Origin of the sequence: Trichococcus palustris (genome assembly GCF_900114465.1) — a bacterium.
GTDB classification, from domain to species: domain Bacteria; phylum Bacillota; class Bacilli; order Lactobacillales; family Aerococcaceae; genus Trichococcus; species Trichococcus palustris.
On the sequence record NZ_FOTD01000029.1, the window covers coordinates 1 to 18,540 of the forward strand.

16 protein-coding genes are annotated in these 18,540 nt (G+C 47.0%); 5 read left to right on the forward strand and 11 right to left on the reverse strand.

Annotated elements, in window-relative coordinates; translation table 11 throughout:
• Together BM101_RS12755 and BM101_RS12760 are read right to left on the reverse strand one after the other, a co-directional pair.
• Positions 1–1,391: transketolase family protein (locus BM101_RS12755; RefSeq protein WP_093399871.1), on the reverse strand; the 1,391-nt coding region annotated here is incomplete at its 3' end.
• Between the two features lie 392 nt (positions 1,392–1,783).
• On the reverse strand, positions 1,784–2,686 hold the full coding sequence (locus tag BM101_RS12760) for a Gfo/Idh/MocA family protein (RefSeq protein WP_087032703.1): 903 nt from the start codon (positions 2,684–2,686) through the stop codon (positions 1,784–1,786).
• 189 nt (positions 2,687–2,875) lie between these two features.
• Between BM101_RS12760 and BM101_RS12765 the strand changes: the two genes are divergently transcribed.
• The 4 genes from BM101_RS12765 to manA all read left to right on the forward strand — a co-directional run bounded on the left by BM101_RS12765 (position 2,876) and on the right by manA (position 8,043).
• Positions 2,876–4,270 (forward strand): glycoside hydrolase family 1 protein, encoded by a 1,395-nt coding sequence (locus tag BM101_RS12765; protein WP_087032701.1) that lies wholly within the window; start codon positions 2,876–2,878, stop codon positions 4,268–4,270.
• A 27-nt stretch (positions 4,271–4,297) separates the two neighbouring features.
• On the forward strand, positions 4,298–5,626 hold the full coding sequence (celB, locus tag BM101_RS12770) for a PTS cellobiose transporter subunit IIC (RefSeq protein ID WP_087032699.1): 1,329 nt from the start codon (positions 4,298–4,300) through the stop codon (positions 5,624–5,626).
• Between the two features lie 169 nt (positions 5,627–5,795).
• Complete coding sequence (locus BM101_RS12775; protein WP_087032697.1) at positions 5,796–6,509, forward strand: GntR family transcriptional regulator; 714 nt, start codon at positions 5,796–5,798, stop codon at positions 6,507–6,509.
• A gap of 574 nt (positions 6,510–7,083) precedes the next feature.
• The gene (manA, locus tag BM101_RS12780) at positions 7,084–8,043 is read left to right on the forward strand and encodes a mannose-6-phosphate isomerase, class I (RefSeq protein ID WP_087032696.1); all 960 of its coding nucleotides are present in this window, start codon (positions 7,084–7,086) and stop codon (positions 8,041–8,043) included.
• A 68-nt stretch (positions 8,044–8,111) separates the two neighbouring features.
• Here the strand turns inward: manA and BM101_RS12785 are convergent, their stop codons facing one another.
• The 8 genes from BM101_RS12785 to gloA2 all read right to left on the reverse strand — a co-directional run bounded on the left by BM101_RS12785 (position 8,112) and on the right by gloA2 (position 17,359).
• Positions 8,112–9,080 (reverse strand): Gfo/Idh/MocA family protein, encoded by a 969-nt coding sequence (locus BM101_RS12785; protein WP_087032694.1) that lies wholly within the window; start codon positions 9,078–9,080, stop codon positions 8,112–8,114.
• 22 nt (positions 9,081–9,102) lie between these two features.
• Positions 9,103–9,966, reverse strand: coding sequence for an ROK family protein (locus BM101_RS12790; RefSeq protein ID WP_087032692.1), 864 nt, complete (start codon positions 9,964–9,966; stop codon positions 9,103–9,105).
• Between the two features lie 202 nt (positions 9,967–10,168).
• A complete protein-coding gene (locus tag BM101_RS12795; protein WP_087032690.1) occupies positions 10,169–11,095 on the reverse strand; it encodes a DMT family transporter in 927 nt (308 codons plus the stop codon).
• A 285-nt stretch (positions 11,096–11,380) separates the two neighbouring features.
• Positions 11,381–12,370, reverse strand: coding sequence for an L-glyceraldehyde 3-phosphate reductase (gene mgrA / locus BM101_RS12805; RefSeq protein ID WP_087032686.1), 990 nt, complete (start codon positions 12,368–12,370; stop codon positions 11,381–11,383).
• Positions 12,371–12,730: 360 nt separating this feature from the next.
• Complete coding sequence (gene galE, locus BM101_RS12810) at positions 12,731–13,747, reverse strand: UDP-glucose 4-epimerase GalE (protein ID WP_087032684.1); 1,017 nt, start codon at positions 13,745–13,747, stop codon at positions 12,731–12,733.
• Between the two features lie 42 nt (positions 13,748–13,789).
• Entirely contained in the window at positions 13,790–15,295 is a 1,506-nt protein-coding gene (gene galT / locus BM101_RS12815; RefSeq protein WP_087032682.1) for a UDP-glucose--hexose-1-phosphate uridylyltransferase, read from the reverse strand.
• Positions 15,296–15,298: 3 nt separating this feature from the next.
• Positions 15,299–16,471, reverse strand: a complete 1,173-nt coding sequence (locus BM101_RS12820; protein WP_087032681.1) for a galactokinase — start codon at positions 16,469–16,471, stop codon at positions 15,299–15,301.
• 507 nt (positions 16,472–16,978) lie between these two features.
• Positions 16,979–17,359, reverse strand: a complete 381-nt coding sequence (gene gloA2 / locus BM101_RS12825; protein WP_087032679.1) for an SMU1112c/YaeR family gloxylase I-like metalloprotein — start codon at positions 17,357–17,359, stop codon at positions 16,979–16,981.
• 228 nt (positions 17,360–17,587) lie between these two features.
• Here gloA2 and BM101_RS12830 point away from each other — a divergent pair, with 228 nt between their 5' ends.
• Positions 17,588–17,929, forward strand: coding sequence for a putative heavy metal-binding protein (locus BM101_RS12830; protein ID WP_087032677.1), 342 nt, complete (start codon positions 17,588–17,590; stop codon positions 17,927–17,929).
• Between the two features lie 411 nt (positions 17,930–18,340).
• On the opposite strand, the gene BM101_RS14180 is transcribed toward BM101_RS12830, so the two are convergent.
• Positions 18,341–18,540, reverse strand: a 200-nt coding sequence (locus tag BM101_RS14180) for a topoisomerase C-terminal repeat-containing protein (protein ID WP_177194521.1), incomplete at its 5' end; no start/stop codon positions are given.

Consider the following 18,540-nt stretch of genomic DNA (forward strand, 5'->3'; position numbering starts at 1 on the left):
ATCGAGTCATGTGTCATCACATAGGTAGCCGGTAAATGAGAGATAGCCGCCAGACGCATAGCTGGACGCAAGTAGTCCGTGAAGACGAAGAATGTCCCTACATACGTTCTTGTTCCGCCGTGCAGAACGATCCCGTTCATGATGGCTGCCATTGCGAATTCACGCACACCGTACCAGATATTGCGTCCCGCATAGTTGCCAGGCTCAAAATCGGTCGCTGCTTTGATCATTGTGTTGTTTGAAGAAGACAAGTCCGCCGAACCGCCCCAGAAATAAGGGACAGCTTCACCCAATGCTTGGATGGCTTCCGCGCTGGTTACACGGCTTGCTTTCGCAGGGCTTCCCACTTCATAGACCGGTAATTTTGCTTGCCATCCTTCAGGTAATTTGCCCGCCAGTGCTGTTTCGAATTGTTGCGCCAATTCCGGATAAGCCGCTTTGTAGTCGTTGAACAACGCTGTCCATTCCGCTTCCGCTTTTTGTCCTTTGTCAACCATCGTTTCGTTGAAACGGGCTGTGACTTCCTCCGGTACAAAGAAAGCTTCATCGGAATAGCCGTAGGCTGCTTTCGCAGAAGCGACGCCTTCCGCTCCAAGAGGAGCGCCGTGCACTTTATGCGTTCCCGCACCGGGAGCGCCGAAGCCGATGATTGTTTTGATTTCGATCAAGGTCGGCTTCTCTGTTTCAGCTTTCGCTTCTTCGATTGCTTTCGAGATGGCTTCCAAATCATTGCCGTCTTTCACCAAAATATGTTGCCAGCCGTAAGCTTCGAAACGAGCTCCAACGTCTTCGGTAAAGGATTTTGAAGTCGGTCCATCCAATGAGATGTCATTGGAATCATACAAACCGATCAGTTTGCCCAATTTCAGATGACCTGCCAAGCTTGCCGCTTCATGGGAGATCCCTTCCATCAAATCGCCATCGCCGTTCAGGAAGTACGTATAATGATCCACAACCGGGAAATTCTCTTTGTTGTAGGTAGCCGCTAAATGTGCTTCTGCCATCGCAAAACCGACTGCATTGGCGATCCCTTGTCCCAAAGGACCAGTAGTCGCTTCCACGCCATCTGTATCATGCACTTCCGGATGTCCCGGTGTTTTACTGCCGAATTGACGGAAGTTTTTCACGTCATCCAGGCTCACATTGAAGCCAGCCAAGTGCAACAGGCTATACAACATAGAGGAACCATGTCCAGCAGATAGGACGAAACGGTCCCGGTCTGCCCATTGGCTATTTTTAGGATTAACTTTTAAATGCTTTGTCCATAAAGCATACGCCATTGGAGCTGCACCCATCGGTAAACCGGGGTGTCCTGAATTTGCCTTTTGTACAGCATCTATACTTAGTGTACGAACTGCGTTTACTGCTAACTCATCGATTTGATCAAACATTTTTTTCCTCCTCAAAATAGTGAATCTAGTATATTTATATTGTCTAGCCGAAAAACCTTGATAAAAAAAATAGAACGCAATCAAACGGTCAACTATCCAGAAAGCGTTCTTAACAGATAAAAAATTCCATCTGCCGTCACACATTCCTCAATGAACTGCAGTTCAAAGAATTGTTCCCGCGAAAAGAATAAGACTATTTTAAGCAGCAGGAATTCCAATGGATGTCCTGCGGTCGGTTCCATGCTATTATACCAAATTGATGCACGTATATAAACAAAATAACCTAAAATCACGGTAACAAGACAATATAGAATAATTATCGAAAATGATTTTTAAAAAAAAGCAGTGTTCTCAAGCTATTCTTGGAAGGCCTGTCCTGATGTTTACCGCTTTCAAAACCCATTATCAGTCAGTATTTTCTCACATAGCGAGTGACTCAGATAGGCGGACTCTGTCGAGACAGGGTTCTCTTTCTTTGCGATCCCCTCAACGAACTCATGGATCAACGGCGCAAATCCACGCTTGCGGAGTGTCCCTTCCCAATCTTCAAAAGATACAATCTGTTTCTCACCTTTCCGAGTGATCGTCATGTCGGTCAAATTCATGACCCGCACAACCCCTTCCAAACTCTGTACTTCCATCACTTCCTGATTGGCACCCGCTTCGTAATTCATCGAAACAAAGCAGCTGGTTGTATTCGTTTCGAGCACGAGCCATACGCGCTTCAATTCCCCGTCCTTTTCAACAATATGGGATTGGACCGAAACAACTTCATCATCCAGCAAATATAAGGCGGTATCCGCAATATGAATGAAGGAATCATAGATGGCGAAACGGACCTCTTCGACATTCTTGACCCTGTCCTTTTGGATGATGATCATTTTTTTATCGGGTATCTCTTTCAAGCGCTGGACCAACGGCGCCAAACGGCGATTGAAGCCGGCCGTCAATAGCAATCCTTTCGCATCCGCCAATTCGATCAATTCTTTTGTTTCCTCCAGCCGATCGCTGATGGGTTTGTCCACATAGACAGGGATGCCGCGTTCCAGCAGCGTGCGGATGATTTCCCCATGTGCGACTGTTGCCACATGAACGAAAGCCGCTTCAATACCGCTGTCCAACCATTCTTCTATCGATACATACAGATGGTTAAAGCCATATTTCTTGCCGATAGATTCCAAAGCCTCTTGATTTCTGGAACATAAATGCCACTCGATCGTATCCTGCATCTCAACCATCACCGGCAAATAAGCCTTCTGAGCAATATTACCTATACCAATGACTCCTATCTTCACTAAAGATCGCCTCCTACTTGTTTAACCTGTTTATACCACATTCCAGCTGCTTTTTCCCTTCTGAACTAAGAAAAAAAATGGATAATAAAAAAATTTCACATTTTCAACTGAAATCGGTTGCAATACGTTATTTTGTTTTGTATAATTCTTTTTGTTGTTATGTATAGACATGCAAAAGGAGTTGTTTAGATGAAATACGAATTTCCTGCAGCATTTTGGTGGGGGTCAGCAGCCAGCGGCCCACAAACAGAAGGGACTGTAGCTGGCGATGGCAAAGGGGAAAACATCTGGGATTACTGGTATAAACAAAATCCGGAAATCTTTTTCAATGGTGTTGGTCCAGAAAATACATCCTATGTATACGATCGCTACAAAGAGGATATCGCATTAATGAAAGTGACGGGACACAATTCGTACCGCACATCCATCCAATGGAGCCGTCTGATCCCAACCGGAACCGGTGAAGTCAACCAAAAGGCAGTCGCTTTCTACAACAGCTACATCGACGAACTGCTGGCCAACGGCATCGAACCTTTCATTAATCTTTATCACTTTGATATGCCGTTGTCATTGCAACAGAAAGGAGGATGGGAAAGCAAAGAGGTTGTGGAAGCCTACGCCGCCTACGCACGGACCTGTTTCGAGCTGTTCGGCGACCGCGTGAAAAAATGGTTTACCCACAATGAACCAATCGTCCCGGTGGAAGGCGGTTATCTGTATCAATTCCACTACCCTAGCATCGTAGATATGCAAAAAGCCGTCCAAGTAGGGTATCATGAAAGTTTGGCGAGCGCAAAAGCAATCAAAATCTATCATGAAATGAAGCTTGGCGGGCAAATCGGCATCGTCCTGAATTTGACGCCGAGCTATCCGCGCAATCCGGATGACCCCGAAGATGTGAAAGCAGCTGAATTGGCTGACGCCTTCTTCAACCGGTCTTTCTTGGATCCTGCCATCAAAGGCACGTTCCCGGAAGATTTTGTCTCGTTATTGAAATCATTGGATTATCTTCCCGAACACACAGCAGAAGAATTAGAACTTATCAGAAACAATACGATTGATTTGCTGGGCATCAACTACTATCAGCCAAGAAGAATCAAGAAGAAAGAAAGCAGCGAAAGGCTGTCCGACAAACCGATGCCGGATGATTATTTCGACAATTACATCTGGCCGGATCGGAAAATGAATCCGTACCGCGGTTGGGAAATATATGAAAAAGGGATCTACGACTGCTTGATCAATGTACGCGACAACTATGGCAATATTCCTTGCTTCATCTCCGAAAACGGGATGGGTGTGGAAGGCGAAGAACGTTACGTCAATGCGGATGGCATGATCGAAGATGATTATCGGATCGCATTTGTCCAAGGTCATCTGAAATATGTCCATCAGGCTCTCCAAGAAGGCTGCAACGTGAAAGGCTACCACATGTGGACATGCATGGATAACTGGTCATGGACGAACGCCTATAAAAACAGATATGGCTTCATCGCCGTCGACTTGGATCAAAAAGGAAAACGCACCATCAAGAAAAGTGGTCACTGGTTCAAAGAAGTATCAGACAATAATGGTTTTGACGCATAAGGTTTCTATGGAAAGGAAATTAAAAAAATGAATAATTTTGTTGATACATTAGCGGAAAAATTGACACCCTTCGCCGGCAAGCTCGGCTCGAACAGATATCTTGCCGTATTACGCGATGCGTTTATGCTTTCTTTCCCGCTTACCATGTTCGGATCCATCATAGTCGTGTTGAACAACCTGCCCTTCTGGAGCGATGACACGAAAGGGACGTTGGGCGGCTTATTCGGCAATGGCCAAAACGCGACCATGTCCATCATGACGATCTTCATCACTTTCGGTATCGGGTATTACCTGACCCGTTCCTACGATGAGGATGGCGTCTTCGGTGGGGCTGTTTCGTTGGCTTCCTACTTGATTTTGACGCCGTTCAGCTTTACGACTGCTAATGGTGCTGCAGTCAGCGGTGCCCTTTCCTTGGATCGCTTAGGCGCTAAAGGGATGTTCATCGGCATGTTGGCTGCCTTCATCGCAGCCGAAATTTACGTACGGATCACGAAAAAAGGCATCGTCATCAAAATGCCAGAAGGCGTTCCCGATGCAGTTGCCCGCTCATTCGCTTCCCTGATCCCGGCAATTTCCACACTTACCCTCTTCTTGTTGCTGAACGCCTTGGTTTCAGGGGTCTTCACAACAAACTTGCACGATGTCGTTTACACGGTCATCCAAAAACCGCTTGTCGGTCTGGGCAGCGGCTTGCCTGCCACCTTAGTTTCGCTCTTCTTCGTGCAAATTCTTTGGTTCTTCGGTTTGCATGGCCAAATCATCGTCAACTCCGTCATGGATCCGATCTGGAACACATTGGCTTTGGAAAATTTGGATGCCTTTAAAGCCGGCGAAGCTTTACCGCACATCATCACAAAACCATTCATGGAAACATTCACGGTCGGATTGGGCGGTTCCGGCATGACCTTGATGGTTGTCATCTTGATGGCTTTCGTCATGAAGAGCCGTCAAATGAAGGACATCGGCCGTTTGGCGCTCGGGCCAGGAATCTTCAACGTTAACGAACCGGTCATCTTCGGATTGCCGATTGTATTGAACGCATCTATCGCTATCCCTTGGATTTTGACGCCTCTAGTCGTCACGACCGTAAATTACTTATCCATGGCCTCAGGATTATTCCCGACTCCGACAGGCGTCACGGTTCCATGGACGGTTCCGTTATTCTTCAGTGGGATGATGGCCACAAACTCCGTCATGGGTGGCGTGCTGCAGCTGATCGACTTCGCAATCGTCGGGTTGATGTGGTATCCATTCTTGAAAGTGGTCGACAGAGCCAACATCCTGGCTACATCAGAAGAAAACGTTCCTGAATCAAGGACAGCCTCTTTCCAAGGCGCAGAATCAAAAAGCTAGATAATACCCGGTGCGACAAGATATACTTTCACGGCAAGGGCCTGGAGCAGCTGCTCCGGGCCTTCTTGCCTTTACTTTGTATCTGGAAAGTAAAGGTTTAGTTGTATCATGTATAGCCATTACGCTATAATAATGATTGAAAACGTTTAGCTGCAGGGAGGATGAAATGATGAAAAAATACCAAGAAATTGCCGACGAACTCCGTCGCCGCATCGTTGACGGCGATTACGCAGAGGATGAAATGCTTCCTGATCAAATCGCTCTGGCTGAAGAATTCGGCGTCAGCCGGATGACACTCAAAAAAGCGATCGATATGATAGCCATGGAAGGCCTGCTTTTCCGTAAACGCGGCGTCGGAACATTCGTCATCAAAAGCGCACTTTGGAACAGCGGAGACTCAAAGGTGGACGAATATGCCGGTCTCTCCAAGCAGTTCCCGAATAAAACCATCAAAAGTAAAATCATCACCTTCGACATTCTGTTTCCTCCTGAAAATATCAAGAGCCTGCTGATGCTCGAAGACAACCAACCTGTCTACCACCTTGAACGGCTGAGGATCATCGATGATAAGCCCTATATCCTGGAAAACACCTATTTTGTGGCAAACCTGGTCCGTGATCTGACGGAAGATATCATCAACCATTCCATCTACAATCATATCCGCGATACGTTGGGATTGAAAATCGGTGGCGCATACCGGAAAATCCATGCCGATAAATCCAATAAATTGGATTGGCAGGAACTGATCTGCGATGAGCACACACCCATTCTGGAAGTCGAGCAGGTCGTTTACCTGACGAACGGGACGCCATTCGAATATTCCACCTCCCGCAGCCGCTACGACACAAGATCATATACCATCACCGACATCCTCAAACAATAGGATACGATGGATTGCGCTTAGAACGGAATCACTGGAGCACCCTAGACCAAAATCTGTGGTTTTCAGATTTTGGCCTAGGGTGTGAAGTGGATGTCCGTTCTGCAATTCAGAGTTCAACTAATAGGATGAGATGATTCGCGTTTAGATACCCGTACGTTGGAGCAAACACGGGCTGTTCACCTCTTTTGTGGACAACCCTAAAAGGAAGCACTGTGACCGTGCCGTTCAAGTGTATCATGGTTCTAAGCGATTGAAATCGCAAGAACCATGACAAAACGGTAGCGGTATCTGCGAATCAGAACTCGACTAAGTAGGATACGATGAAATGCGTCCAGGGGATGAGCACTAAGAGGGCTAGCCGTAAATGGGCCGGTTTTTGCCCATGCGGACTAGACGGCTTAGGCACTCAAACATCACAGTGCGACGTTTGAGGTCTTTCGCAATTGTTGTACCACGACAAATGATGCAGCTTTTTCTGCATTTCAGAGTTCAACTAATAGGATACGATGGATTGCGCTTAGAACAAAACCATTCCAGCAACCGAATATAAAAACTTATTTTTAGGAGGAAAATCATGCAAGAACCTTTATTTATTCAACCTGTCCTGCAAGAAAAAATCTGGGGCGGCACCAAGCTGCGCGACATTTACGGTTATGACATTCCCAGCGAGCACACCGGTGAATGCTGGGCCATCAGTGCCCACCCGGACGGTATAGGCGCTGTCGAAAACGGGGAGTATGCCGGCATAAAATTGGACGTTCTCTATGCGGAACATCCGGAACTTTTTGGTAATCCCGCTTCCCCGGTCTTCCCTTTGTTGACAAAAATCATCGATGCAGCGGAAGCCCTATCCGTCCAAGTCCATCCGGATGACGCTTACGGGCTGGAGCATGAAGGCGAATTAGGAAAAACAGAATGTTGGTACATCATCGATGCCGATGAGGATGCCGAAATCATCTATGGCCATAACGCCAAAACAAAAGACGAATTTGCTGGGATGATCGCTGACGGCAAATGGGAAGAGTTGTTGCGCCACGTCAAAGTGAAAAAAGGCGACTTTTTCTTCGTCCCTAGCGGAACCATCCACGCCATCGGAGGCGGCATCACCATTTTGGAGACCCAACAGAGCAGCAACACAACCTACAGAGTATATGACTTCGACCGCAAAGACGACGAAGGCAATACCCGCGATCTGCATATCCAGCAATCCATCGACGTCTCGATGATACCGCACCGGGATGCTGTGAACCATTTCGAAACCGTAAAAGAAGGGCCAAATGTGTTGACCACCTTTATCCAAAGCGATTATTTCACCGTATACAAATGGGATATTCAAACGGAAGTGACTTTCAACAAGACCGCCCCTTATACGCTCGCGAGCGTCCTAGAAGGTACAGGGACACTGAGGATCGGCGGAAAGGCACATCCATTAAACAAAGGGGAGCATTTCATCATCCCTAACCCAGTGGAATCCTGGACATTGTCCGGCACGATGCAACTGATCGCATCCACACCTGGTCCCAAAAATAGTTGATCCATCATAAAAACAGCGCAGGCTTTTCTTCCAATCGAAAAGCCTGCGCTGTTTTATTCCTTAAATTTTTACTCGAACGGATAGACCAGTCCCCATTCTTTGCGGACAGTATCCATCACTTCCAGTACATCTTGCGTATAGCCAATGGTGCTATTATGAGCCCCATCCAAAACCATGTCGGTGAAAGCCGCCAACTCATAATTTAAACTCTGGGCGTATTCCCCCGCTTCAAATAAGGTTTCTTTCCCGTCAAAAGAAGTGAAGGCGGCTTTTGTCGGCCTTGGATAATCCATGATCGTGAAGAAGCCCTTTTCAAATGCCACAATGCCTTGTTTCGGCATTTTCGCGTGGAAAGTCAGTGACACGGTCGCCAACTCATTCTCAGCATTACGTAGGATGATGGCGGAAGACTCATCCACACCGGATTCATGTAGATTTCCCATCGTCAAAACTTCTATCGGCTTACTGCTCATGAAGTTGCGAACAAAGGATAACGCGTATGTCCCGATATCGAACAATGCCCCGCCGGCCAAATCCTTATTGAAATAATAGACGGATGGGTCTGTATCTTTGAAGCTACCGAAAGAAGCCTGGATCATTTTCAGGGGGCCTATATCGTGCGTCTTTATCCAGTCATTGAGTTCGCGATAAAGCGGCATATGGTAGAGCGTCATCGCTTCAGAAAGGTAGATCCCCTTTTCCTCGGCCAAATGCACAACTTCATCCAGCTGCGCTTTATTGATCGTGATGACCTTCTCGCACAACACATGTTTCCCCGCTTCCAGGCTCGCCTTGATCAATGGGTAATGGTGGCTATGCGGTACGGCAATATAGACCACGTCTACCGAGGCATCCGCCAGCAGTTCCGCATAGTCGCCGTAGGATACGGGGATGGCATATTTTTCAGCAAAGGCTTGCGCTTTTCCGCTCGTCCGGGAAGCCACCGCTACCAACTCCGCTCTCTCCGCTGAGAATCGCGATGCGAATTCCGAAGCGATTTGCCCGGTCCCCAGAATCGCCCATTTCAATTTCTTCATTTGGACACACCTTTCATTTCCCCTATTTCTCTACACTCTGGTTCGCCAGGATGATGGCGCCGGTGATTCCGGCATCGTCGCCAAATCCCGGCGTCACAAGATAATCATCCACCGCCGGCACCGGAACGTAGTCCGCCAACAGTGTCGTGAATTGCGTTTTGATCTTCTCCAACATGCCGGGAACCTTCATCACGCCGCCACCGAGGACAATCCGTTCCGGACGCAAAATGACCGTATACGCTTCCAATGCTTGGCCGATATAATAGGCCACAAAATCCCAGACTTCATCGGTCGGATCGATATCTTTACCGGCTTTTCCCAAACGACCGTCTATCGATGGGCCTGCAGCCATTCCCTCCAAACAATTGCCATGGTATGGGCAAAACCCTTTGTAATGGTCGTGCTCATGCGGACGCACTAATAGATGGCCCATTTCCGGATGACCGATGCCTTCCAAAATCTTCCCGTCGACAATCGCACCGGCACCAACACCTGTTCCAATCGTGATATACATAGTATTCCGTAAACCTTTTGCAGCACCCATAGCGGATTCTCCCAATGCTGCAGCGTTCACATCGGTCGTCCAGCCCATCGGTATATCGTAGCGTTCTTTCATGTCACCCAAAAAGTTGTAGTCCTTCCAGGCTAATTTAGGTGTGGAAAGGACATAGCCGTAAGTAGCGGAATCCGGCTTCACGTCGATTGGTCCGAACGAACCGATCCCTATGGCCGCTAACTCAAATCGATCAAAAAAGGCAAAGACCTGTTTCATGGTTTCTTCTGGCGTTGTCGTTGGAAAAGATACCCGTTCCAATAACTCATTCTTTTCGTTTCCGACTGCACATACAAATTTCGTTCCGCCTGCTTCAATTGCTCCTACTAACATTTTCTTCACTCCTATTAAGGTTTCTTTAACATCTACTGTTTCGCTCTGAAAATACGTTTTCTGGGTCCAAACTTGCTAGAAAAAAACGGCCTTCATCACGCCCCTCTATTATACCGCTTTCAAGCTCATGTTTCATTCTTTTTACAATCAAATCGAAAGCCATAATAAAAGCGATGCCGACATTTTTTCGGCATCGCTTTCCTCATTCATTTGGTTGTGCTTTTCCATTCAATCCAACGCTCTCCACACCATTGACGATTCTGTCAAAGCCCTTCTTACTTCGCGGCTTCAGTTCGACGACGAGCACACCCGTCAAGATCAACATTGCCCCGATGAGCATCCGGATCGTTATCTGTTCCTTGATGAACAGAGCCGAAAAGATCATCCCGAATACGGCTTCCATCGACAGAATGATGGCTGTTTCCGTTTCTTTCGTGTATTGCTGAGAGGCAGATTGGATCAAAAAAGCGAGCATCGTGCTGACGGCCCCCAGGAAGAGAATGGAGAAATAACCTTCCGTTTCAGAGGGCAGCACAAATTCCTGCCTGAAAAGGGAAACAACCAAGCCGCAACAAGCGGCGGTGCCCATCTGTATCGTGTTCAAGGCATAGACATTTTCGCCCAGCACGAACAGATTCGTACAGATGATCTGCAGCGCAAAAAATAACGCACATAGCAATGTCAGCATATCGCCCAAATTGATCGTATCGAAGTCGGTCAACGATATCACCGCTATCCCAGTGATGGACAGCAATGCCCCCATTATGGCCGGCGCCGTAATCCTCTTTTTGAAGAACAGCGCCCCGATGAACGGAACCAACACCACATTGAACGCCGTCAAAAAAGCATTCTTTGAAGGCGTGGTATAGACCAGCCCCACCGTCTGAAACAGAAAGGCAATATAAAGAATCACCCCTAACCCGATCCCTCTGACGTATGTTTTTTGTGTGGCATGCTTCAACTGCCCCGAAAAAAATCCCACCATCATCAAGAAGGCCAACAAAAACCGCATGGTCAAAATTTGATAAGGCGAAAAATACTCCAACGCTATGGAGCTGATGGCAAAGCCGGAGCCCCATATGACAGTGACAAACATTAGGCCAATCTGTCCTTTTCTTCTACTGGACATCCTATTCCTCCGTTCTTTTTATTAATCCTATATTTCCCTTTGCCGGAACAGAATTTCAGCGCTCTCGGCATCACTCTTAACTCTACCGAATTTCCAGTCTGACCGCAAGGTGTCCATCAGATAAAACGCCTTTTTTGCATGTGCACCTCTTCCGGAGGACTGCCGAAGCAGAAAAAGCTCCCCTTTCCCTGGAATCAACGGGGCGCTAAGAAAAAAGAGCGCGAAAAGAAAAAAATAGCTTTTCGAAGGGCTGTTAAGCACCGTTCGAGAAGCTATTCCAATCATTTAATTTGCCAATATCGCTTCGATTTCATCCAACTCTTCATTGCTGAAAGCAAGGTTTTCCAAGGCTTTGACGTTATCATCGATTTGGCTGACTTTGCTTGCGCCAATCAGCACGCTTGTGACTTTTCCATCACGTAAAACCCAGGCTACAGCCATTTCAGCCAGCGTCTGGCCGCGGCGTTTCGCTATTTCATTCAGGGCCCTTGATTTTTCGATGGTCTCCTCCACTTTTTCGGCATTCAAGAACGGTGAGGATGTACGTCCCGCACGTGAATCTTCCGGGATGCCCTTTAGGTAGCGGTCCGTCAGCATGCCTTGCGCCAACGGGCTGAATACGATGCTGCCCAATTTATTGGCTGCCAGGACATCCTGCAATCCGTCTTCGATCCAGCGGTCATACATATTGTAATTGGGCTGATGGATGATGAACGGTGTCTTCAAGTCTTTAAAGATGGCGGTTATTTCGGCGGTCTGATCTGCAGAATAGCTCGAGATGCCGATGTATAAGGCTTTTCCTTGGCGGACCATCAGATCCAACGCTTGAGCTGTTTCTTCAAACGGGGTGTCCGGATCCGGGCGATGGGAATAGAAGATATCCACATAATCCAACCCCATCCGTTTCAGGCTTTGATCGATGCTGGCTGTCAAATATTTTTTTGAGCTCCATTCCCCATAGGGACCTGGCCACATATCATATCCCGCCTTGCTGGAGATGATCAGCTCATCGCGGTAAGGAAGCAGATCTTTTTTCAGGATTTTCCCGAAAGTTTCCTCCGCACTGCCTGGCGGCGGACCGTAATTATTCGCCAAGTCAAAATGAGTGATTCCCAAATCGAATGCACGGTGAATCATCTTGCGAGAATTTTCAAACAGATCCACTTCGCCGAAATTATGCCATAAGCCTAGCGAGATGGCTGGTAATTTTAATCCGCTGTTGCCTACTCGATTGTAAATCATTTTTTCATATCGATCTTCTGCCGGTTGATACATCTCATCACCTCAAATTTTCTATCTTTTCATTATAACGCTTACACAAATAAAGTAAAGGCTTTCATTAGATTTCCGGTTTACTGTTTTTTCTTGCTGCATTCTGATTATGACCAATCACTTGCTGTTCATGATTTTTAGTTTTCGGAGACCTGCGACTTCAGTCATGGGTGGTTGACAATCTATAACTTTCACTTAAAAAAGTAATGCCACCAGTTAGGCGGCATTACTTTTTTGTTGATATATACTATTCATGCTCTGCCAATGGCAAGTTATCCGAATCCTTGAAGAAGATATAACCAAAGTTGACGCAATCCGACATAAGAGCATGTCCCCTATTTTTGACGCAGTCTTTTCGTTTATCTAAGCTTCTTCGTATCCGTTCGGATTGTTTTTTTGCCAGTTCCAGGAATCGCGGCACATGTCAGCCAAGGTATTTTTGGCCGTCCAGCCCAGTTCTTCGCGTGCTTTGGTTGCGTCCGCATAACAGGTCGCCACATCACCGGGGCGTCTGTCGACGATGACGTAAGGAATTTCCACGCCGTTGGCTTCTTCGAAGTTGTGCACCAAATCCAATACGCTGTAGCCTGTGCCGGTACCCAGGTTGTAGATGCCCACGCCGTTCGTATCTTGGACTTTCTCCAATGCCTTGATGTGGCCTTGCGCCAAATCGACGACGTGGATGTAGTCGCGCACGCCTGTGCCGTCCGGCGTGTCATAGTCGTTGCCGAAGACGCTCAAGCGCGGCAGTTTGCCGACGGCGACTTGCGTGATGTACGGCATCAAATTGTTCGGGATGCCGGTCGGATCTTCGCCGATCAAGCCGGATGCATGCGCCCCGATCGGATTGAAGTAACGCAGCAGAGCGATGCTCCATTCCGCATCGGAAACAGCGACATCCTGCAGGATCTGTTCGATCATCACTTTGGTGTAGCCGTAAGGATTCGTTGCGCTGGTCGGCAGATCCTCCGTCAACGGCGACACATTGTTCATGCCGTAGACGGTCGCCGAAGAGCTGAAGACGATCTTTTTCACGCCGTGATTGCGCATCACGTCGCACAAGACCAGCGAGCTGGTGATGTTATTGTGGTAATATTCGATCGGTTTGGAAACCGACTCGCCTACCGCCTTGAAGCCCGCGAAATGGATGACGGAATCGATGGCTTCCTTTTCAAAGACGGCGTCCAAAGACTCTTTATCCAATACGTCGACTTCATAAAAAGTCGGTGTTTTCCCCGTGATTGTTTGGATGCGGTTCAACACTTCCGGTTTGCTGTTCGAGTAGTTGTCCACGATGACTACTTCATAACCTGCGTTTAACATTTCCACAACGGTATGGCTGCCGATATAGCCGGCTCCGCCTGTAACTAAAACTGACATAAAATCCCTCTCTCTTTATCCATCATTCTTTGGATAGCTGGCTCAGCGCAACGTATCCACAAAATTCATGAAAGCCTTTTGCCCTTCTTCTGTCCGTTTAAACACACCCGCATCTTGAAGCACCTTCAAAAAGGCTTCGCCTACTTCATCTTTCACCAATTGCTTAACGTCAGAACCTGCTTGTGGGCCCTTAGCCATCAAGCCGTCTGCCCACTCTTGATGATATTCGGCAACATTCGCATCCTCACCTAAAAGATATTTCTCAACTTCTTGCAATTCTTCTTTTAGTCGTGGGGGTAAAATAGCCAAGCCCATTACTTCAATCAGGCCAATATTTTCCTTTTTGATATGCTGCACATCTAGATGCGGATGAAATATGCCATCAGGAAATTCTTTCGATGTCCGGTTGTTCCTCAGAACCAAATCCAATTCAAATTTTCCCTCTCTCATGCGCGCGATAGGGGTGATGGTGTTATGGGGTGTACCATTGGACTCAGCGAGGATAGCGACGCGCTCGTCAGAATAGCCTCTCCAGGCAGCTAAAACAAACGTGGCCGCTTCCACCATTTCCTCTTCGTTCGTCCCCACCAAGCGAATGACGGACATCGGCCATTTGACTATTCCTGCACTAATCGAAGGGAATTTTCCCATTCTGAAGGGAACCTCGATAGGGGCTTCAGCCATGGCGAAAGTATGCTTTCCCCCTTGATAATGGTCATGGGATAAAATGGAGCCCCCGACAATTGGCAGGTCTGCATTTGAACCGACAAAATAATGTGGGAATTGTGTTACAATGCCAAGCAATTTCCCGAATGTATGTCCATCCAACTTCATGGGTTTATGTTCATTCAGCAAGAAGATGCAATGTTCATCGTAGTACGCATACGGTGAGTATTGGAATCCCCATTGTTCTCCATTCAGCGACATCCTCACAATCCGGTGGTTCCCTCTTGCCGGATGATCGACACGTCCTGCATAACCTTCATTTTCCATACACAATTGGCAAGCAGGATACACTGATTCGGACGCATGCCTTGCCAAAGCAATTTGTTTGGGATCTTTTTCAGGTTTCGATAAATTAATGGTTATTTCCAATTCACCGTATTCAGACTGATGTTTAAATGCGATGTTTTTGGCAATACTTCTTGTTTTGATATAATCATTATTCTTACTTAAGCGATAGAAATAATCGGTAGCTTTCCTGGGGCTTTCCTTATATTTCCCCCAAAAAAACCTATTCATCACTGACGGTAAAGGCGTGACCAAGGACATAATTTGCGCTTCCAATATTTCACGGGAATACTGATAATCAGGGATTGTACCGGCCGAAACAGCCCAATCAACAAGGACATCCAATAAATCCAGCCGTTCCGGCATGGGCGTTGTCGGCATCAGTTGCGTATCCAAAGCGTCTTTCCCGATCAACAGCAGCAACTGATTCCTGAGAACGATCCTGTCCATTCCGTCGCTGTCCCCCGCCTGAATGCCGTTTTCAATGAAATCGACGACCGTTTGATCGATAGTGTCTCCCTTGCCACTTTTCACCATGCCTTATTTTCCCCCCATTAATTTCGCGCCATCGCTGATTTCCGCGATATAAAATGCAGCCGGATAGCCGATTTTTTGTTCATAAACAGCTCCTACGTTTTCGATGAAGGCCGATATGTTTTCCTTCGCGACGATGGCGATGCCGCAGCCGCCGAAGCCCGCTCCCGTCATCCGCGCACCCAAGACACCGGGTTGTTCCCAGGCTATTTCCGCCAACGTATCCAATTCGATACCGGTCACTTCGTAGTCATCCCGCAAGGAAATATGCGATTGATTCATCAGCTTGCCGAATGTTTCCAAGTCGCCTGCCTTCAAGGCGGTGGCGGCTCTCAATGTCCGTTGGTTTTCGGTGACCGCATGGCGCGCGCGTCTGTACAGTACATCACTGTTCAGCACATCCTTATGTTTTTCGAACGTCTCTTCATCCAATTCACCCAAAGAGGAAATGGGGACGACGGTCTGCAGCAGGGCTAAAGCTTGTTCGCATTCACTGCGGCGTTCATTGTACTTGGAATCGACCAATTCGCGGCGTTTCTTCGTGTTCATGATGACAATGGCACGATTGCCAAGTTCCACTGGGATCATTTCGTATTTCAGCGTGTTGCAATCCAAGAGAATGGCTTTATTTTTTTCGCCCATCCCAACGGCGAACTGGTCCATGATGCCGCTGTTCACGCCGATGAATTCATTCTCCACGCGTTTTCCGGTCTGGATGAGATCCAAACGGTCAAGCTTCAGGTCGAACAGGTTTTCCAGCACCACGCCCGTCAGCAATTCAAGGGATGCGGAGGAGGAAAGACCGGAACCATTAGGGATATCTCCTTGGATGACCATGTCCAGTCCGCTGTCGATGGCATGCCCGGCCTCCTTCAAATACTTCAGCATGCCCTTCGAATAGTTGGCCCAAACATCCTCTTTCTTGTAATCCAAAGCTGTTAAATCAAAAGTAATTACACCTATATCAGGGAAGTTTTCCGAATAGAGGCGGATTTCGTTGTTGTCATTTTTTGAAGCGACTGCGTACGTGCCTAGGGTGATTGCACAAGGGAACACATTACCGCCGTTATAATCGGTGTGTTCGCCGATCAGGTTGATCCGACCGGGTGCAAAGAACGCCCTGTAATCTGCATCCCCAAATAAATCTTCAAACTTTTTCTTTAATTGTTCCATCTCCATATATAACACGCTCCTCTATTTGCTTTTCTATTTCCAATTGATAGGCCTTCAGAAGTAATCGACTTCATTAAACGGGGATTCTTAAGTGCTGTTCACACTTTTAATAAATCTCCGAAATACTTTTACTAAACTTTAGGTAAACATTAACTGAATAAAGTATACCCACCCATTCCGCTTATGTCAATCCGTTTTTTGGTAGCGTTTCAAAAAATAAAGAATCACTCATATAAACCAGGATTATATTGATATTTCATTTAATAACTATGAGATATAACCTTATTGGCTCGTCTTATATGTCTCAGTAATTTTTAGTAAACTTTTCCAAAAAACATTTAATAACATGCCATTCTTCAGCGGATTTCCACCGTCTGGGCAAGTCAAAAAGCTCTGAGGCGATTTTGCCTTCAGAGCTTTGGAAATCTTATCAATATCTACAGATTATCCTTTGGTTGCAAAAAAATAATGCCACCAAATACGGCAGCATCACTTTTCCCAGGCTAGTCATTTCTATTCGTGCAATTCCAGCGGCAGACCATCCGGATCCTGGAAGAATGTGAATTTCTTGTTCGTATAGTCATCCAAACGGATCGGCTCTGTTTCTACGCCTTTGCGGTTCAGCTCAGCTACGACCGCTTCAACGTCATCCACATAAAAACAAAGATGACGTAAGCCGACAGCTTCCGGTGTGCTCGGTCTGGCAGGAGGATTCGGGAACGAGAACAATTCTATTTCACTTTCCCCCAATTGCAGATCCAATTTATAGGAATCCCTTTCGGCGCGATAATTCTCGCGGATGATCGGCAACTCCAATATTTCCGTGTAGAATTTTTTTGATGCTGCATAGTCCGAAGCGATGATTGCAACATGATGAATCTTTTCAAATTTCATGGTCAGTTCTCCTTTTTTGGCTGGTTTCAGAATACCTATCATTGTATCATCCCGACAGGAAAATCACATCTTTGTCACAAAAAGCACAAAATATAGCTGCAGCAATAGAAACGTTTTCATTCCCCTCGCACATTTGTTATAATGGAGGCATATTCAAATAATCCAAAGACACTAACCGAAAAGGCTAGCCTCTAGCAGTAATGGATGAAAAGAGAGGATGAAACAACCATGATCATTACAACAACCTACCATATCGAAGGAAAAACAATTTCCCACTACGAAGGCATCGTCTTCGGAGAAGTCATCACCGGCATCAACGTCTTTAAAGACTTAGGGGCAGGTATCCGCAATATCGTCGGCGGCCGTTCCAAGAGCTATGAAGATGAGCTGATGGTCGCACGTGAAAAGGCCCTTGAGGAAATGGAAGTGCGAGCTAAGGAACGGGGTGCCAATGCAGTCGTCGGCACGAAAATGGATTATGAAGTATTGGGTGCCGATAACGGCATGCTGATGGTCACCTGCAGCGGCACTGCCGTCAGGCTATCGGACGAACCCGCTTACTTCGGCTAAAAAATATATCAAAAAAGGTACCCCAGGAGCAAACGTTCCTGGGATACCTTTTTTCCGTCTAGTAGAAAAGCATAAATTTATTGACTGGATAAGCGCATCACCTTAAGTTTTCCACGGGATTGCAAAATGTTCCACGCATCAAAAAAGATGGCTAGCTTCACGGGTTAGCCCTTCGGAAATTAGATAAATCGCACCCATTGCGCTCTACGATGCTCATTTGCATGGTAGTCTTAGGAATTCATTCCTTAGACTACCAGTACAAGGCGACTGCAAGGAGCGTTGCTACCCGCACGATTTCCTAAATTGTCATGACTCTTGCGATTTCAATCGCTTAGAGGCATGATACACTTGACCGTTCAGGTCACAGTGTTTCCTCACTCAGGGCTGAACGAACCCGTTCAGCTTTTCTGTCTATTGCGTCTTCTTGGCGCTTGCTTTTTTCTTGACGCCATTCGTCGCCGCATTCTTCCGCGGTGCGAATGGTTTGAAGGAAACGGCATAGTTCCCGGACTCGTCTTTCCCCAAAAGCAAGGCGGTCGAGAAGCTCTTGCCGTCCCTCTTCTTGAATCCAGATAGCTGTTTCGTCTGGCCTTTTCCCAGGAGATCTTTCG

Bases quoted from the DNA above. Each gene is read 5' to 3' on its own strand.
- celB (WP_087032699.1), top strand. From the start codon at position 4,298: ATGAATAATTTTGTTGATACATTAGCGGAAAAATTGACACCCTTCGCC.
- BM101_RS12790 (WP_087032692.1), bottom strand. From the start codon at position 9,966: ATGTTAGTAGGAGCAATTGAAGCAGGCGGAACGAAATTTGTATGTGCA.
- gloA2 (WP_087032679.1), bottom strand. From the start codon at position 17,359: ATGAAATTTGAAAAGATTCATCATGTTGCAATCATCGCTTCGGACTAT.
- BM101_RS12820 (WP_087032681.1), bottom strand. From the start codon at position 16,471: ATGGAGATGGAACAATTAAAGAAAAAGTTTGAAGATTTATTTGGGGAT.
- galE (WP_087032684.1), bottom strand. From the start codon at position 13,747: ATGTCAGTTTTAGTTACAGGCGGAGCCGGCTATATCGGCAGCCATACC.
- BM101_RS12830 (WP_087032677.1), top strand. From the start codon at position 17,588: ATGATCATTACAACAACCTACCATATCGAAGGAAAAACAATTTCCCAC.
- galT (WP_087032682.1), bottom strand. From the start codon at position 15,295: ATGGTGAAAAGTGGCAAGGGAGACACTATCGATCAAACGGTCGTCGAT.
- mgrA (WP_087032686.1), bottom strand. From the start codon at position 12,370: ATGTATCAACCGGCAGAAGATCGATATGAAAAAATGATTTACAATCGA.
- BM101_RS12765 (WP_087032701.1), top strand. From the start codon at position 2,876: ATGAAATACGAATTTCCTGCAGCATTTTGGTGGGGGTCAGCAGCCAGC.
- manA (WP_087032696.1), top strand. From the start codon at position 7,084: ATGCAAGAACCTTTATTTATTCAACCTGTCCTGCAAGAAAAAATCTGG.
- BM101_RS12775 (WP_087032697.1), top strand. From the start codon at position 5,796: ATGAAAAAATACCAAGAAATTGCCGACGAACTCCGTCGCCGCATCGTT.
- BM101_RS12795 (WP_087032690.1), bottom strand. From the start codon at position 11,095: ATGTCCAGTAGAAGAAAAGGACAGATTGGCCTAATGTTTGTCACTGTC.
- BM101_RS12785 (WP_087032694.1), bottom strand. From the start codon at position 9,080: ATGAAGAAATTGAAATGGGCGATTCTGGGGACCGGGCAAATCGCTTCG.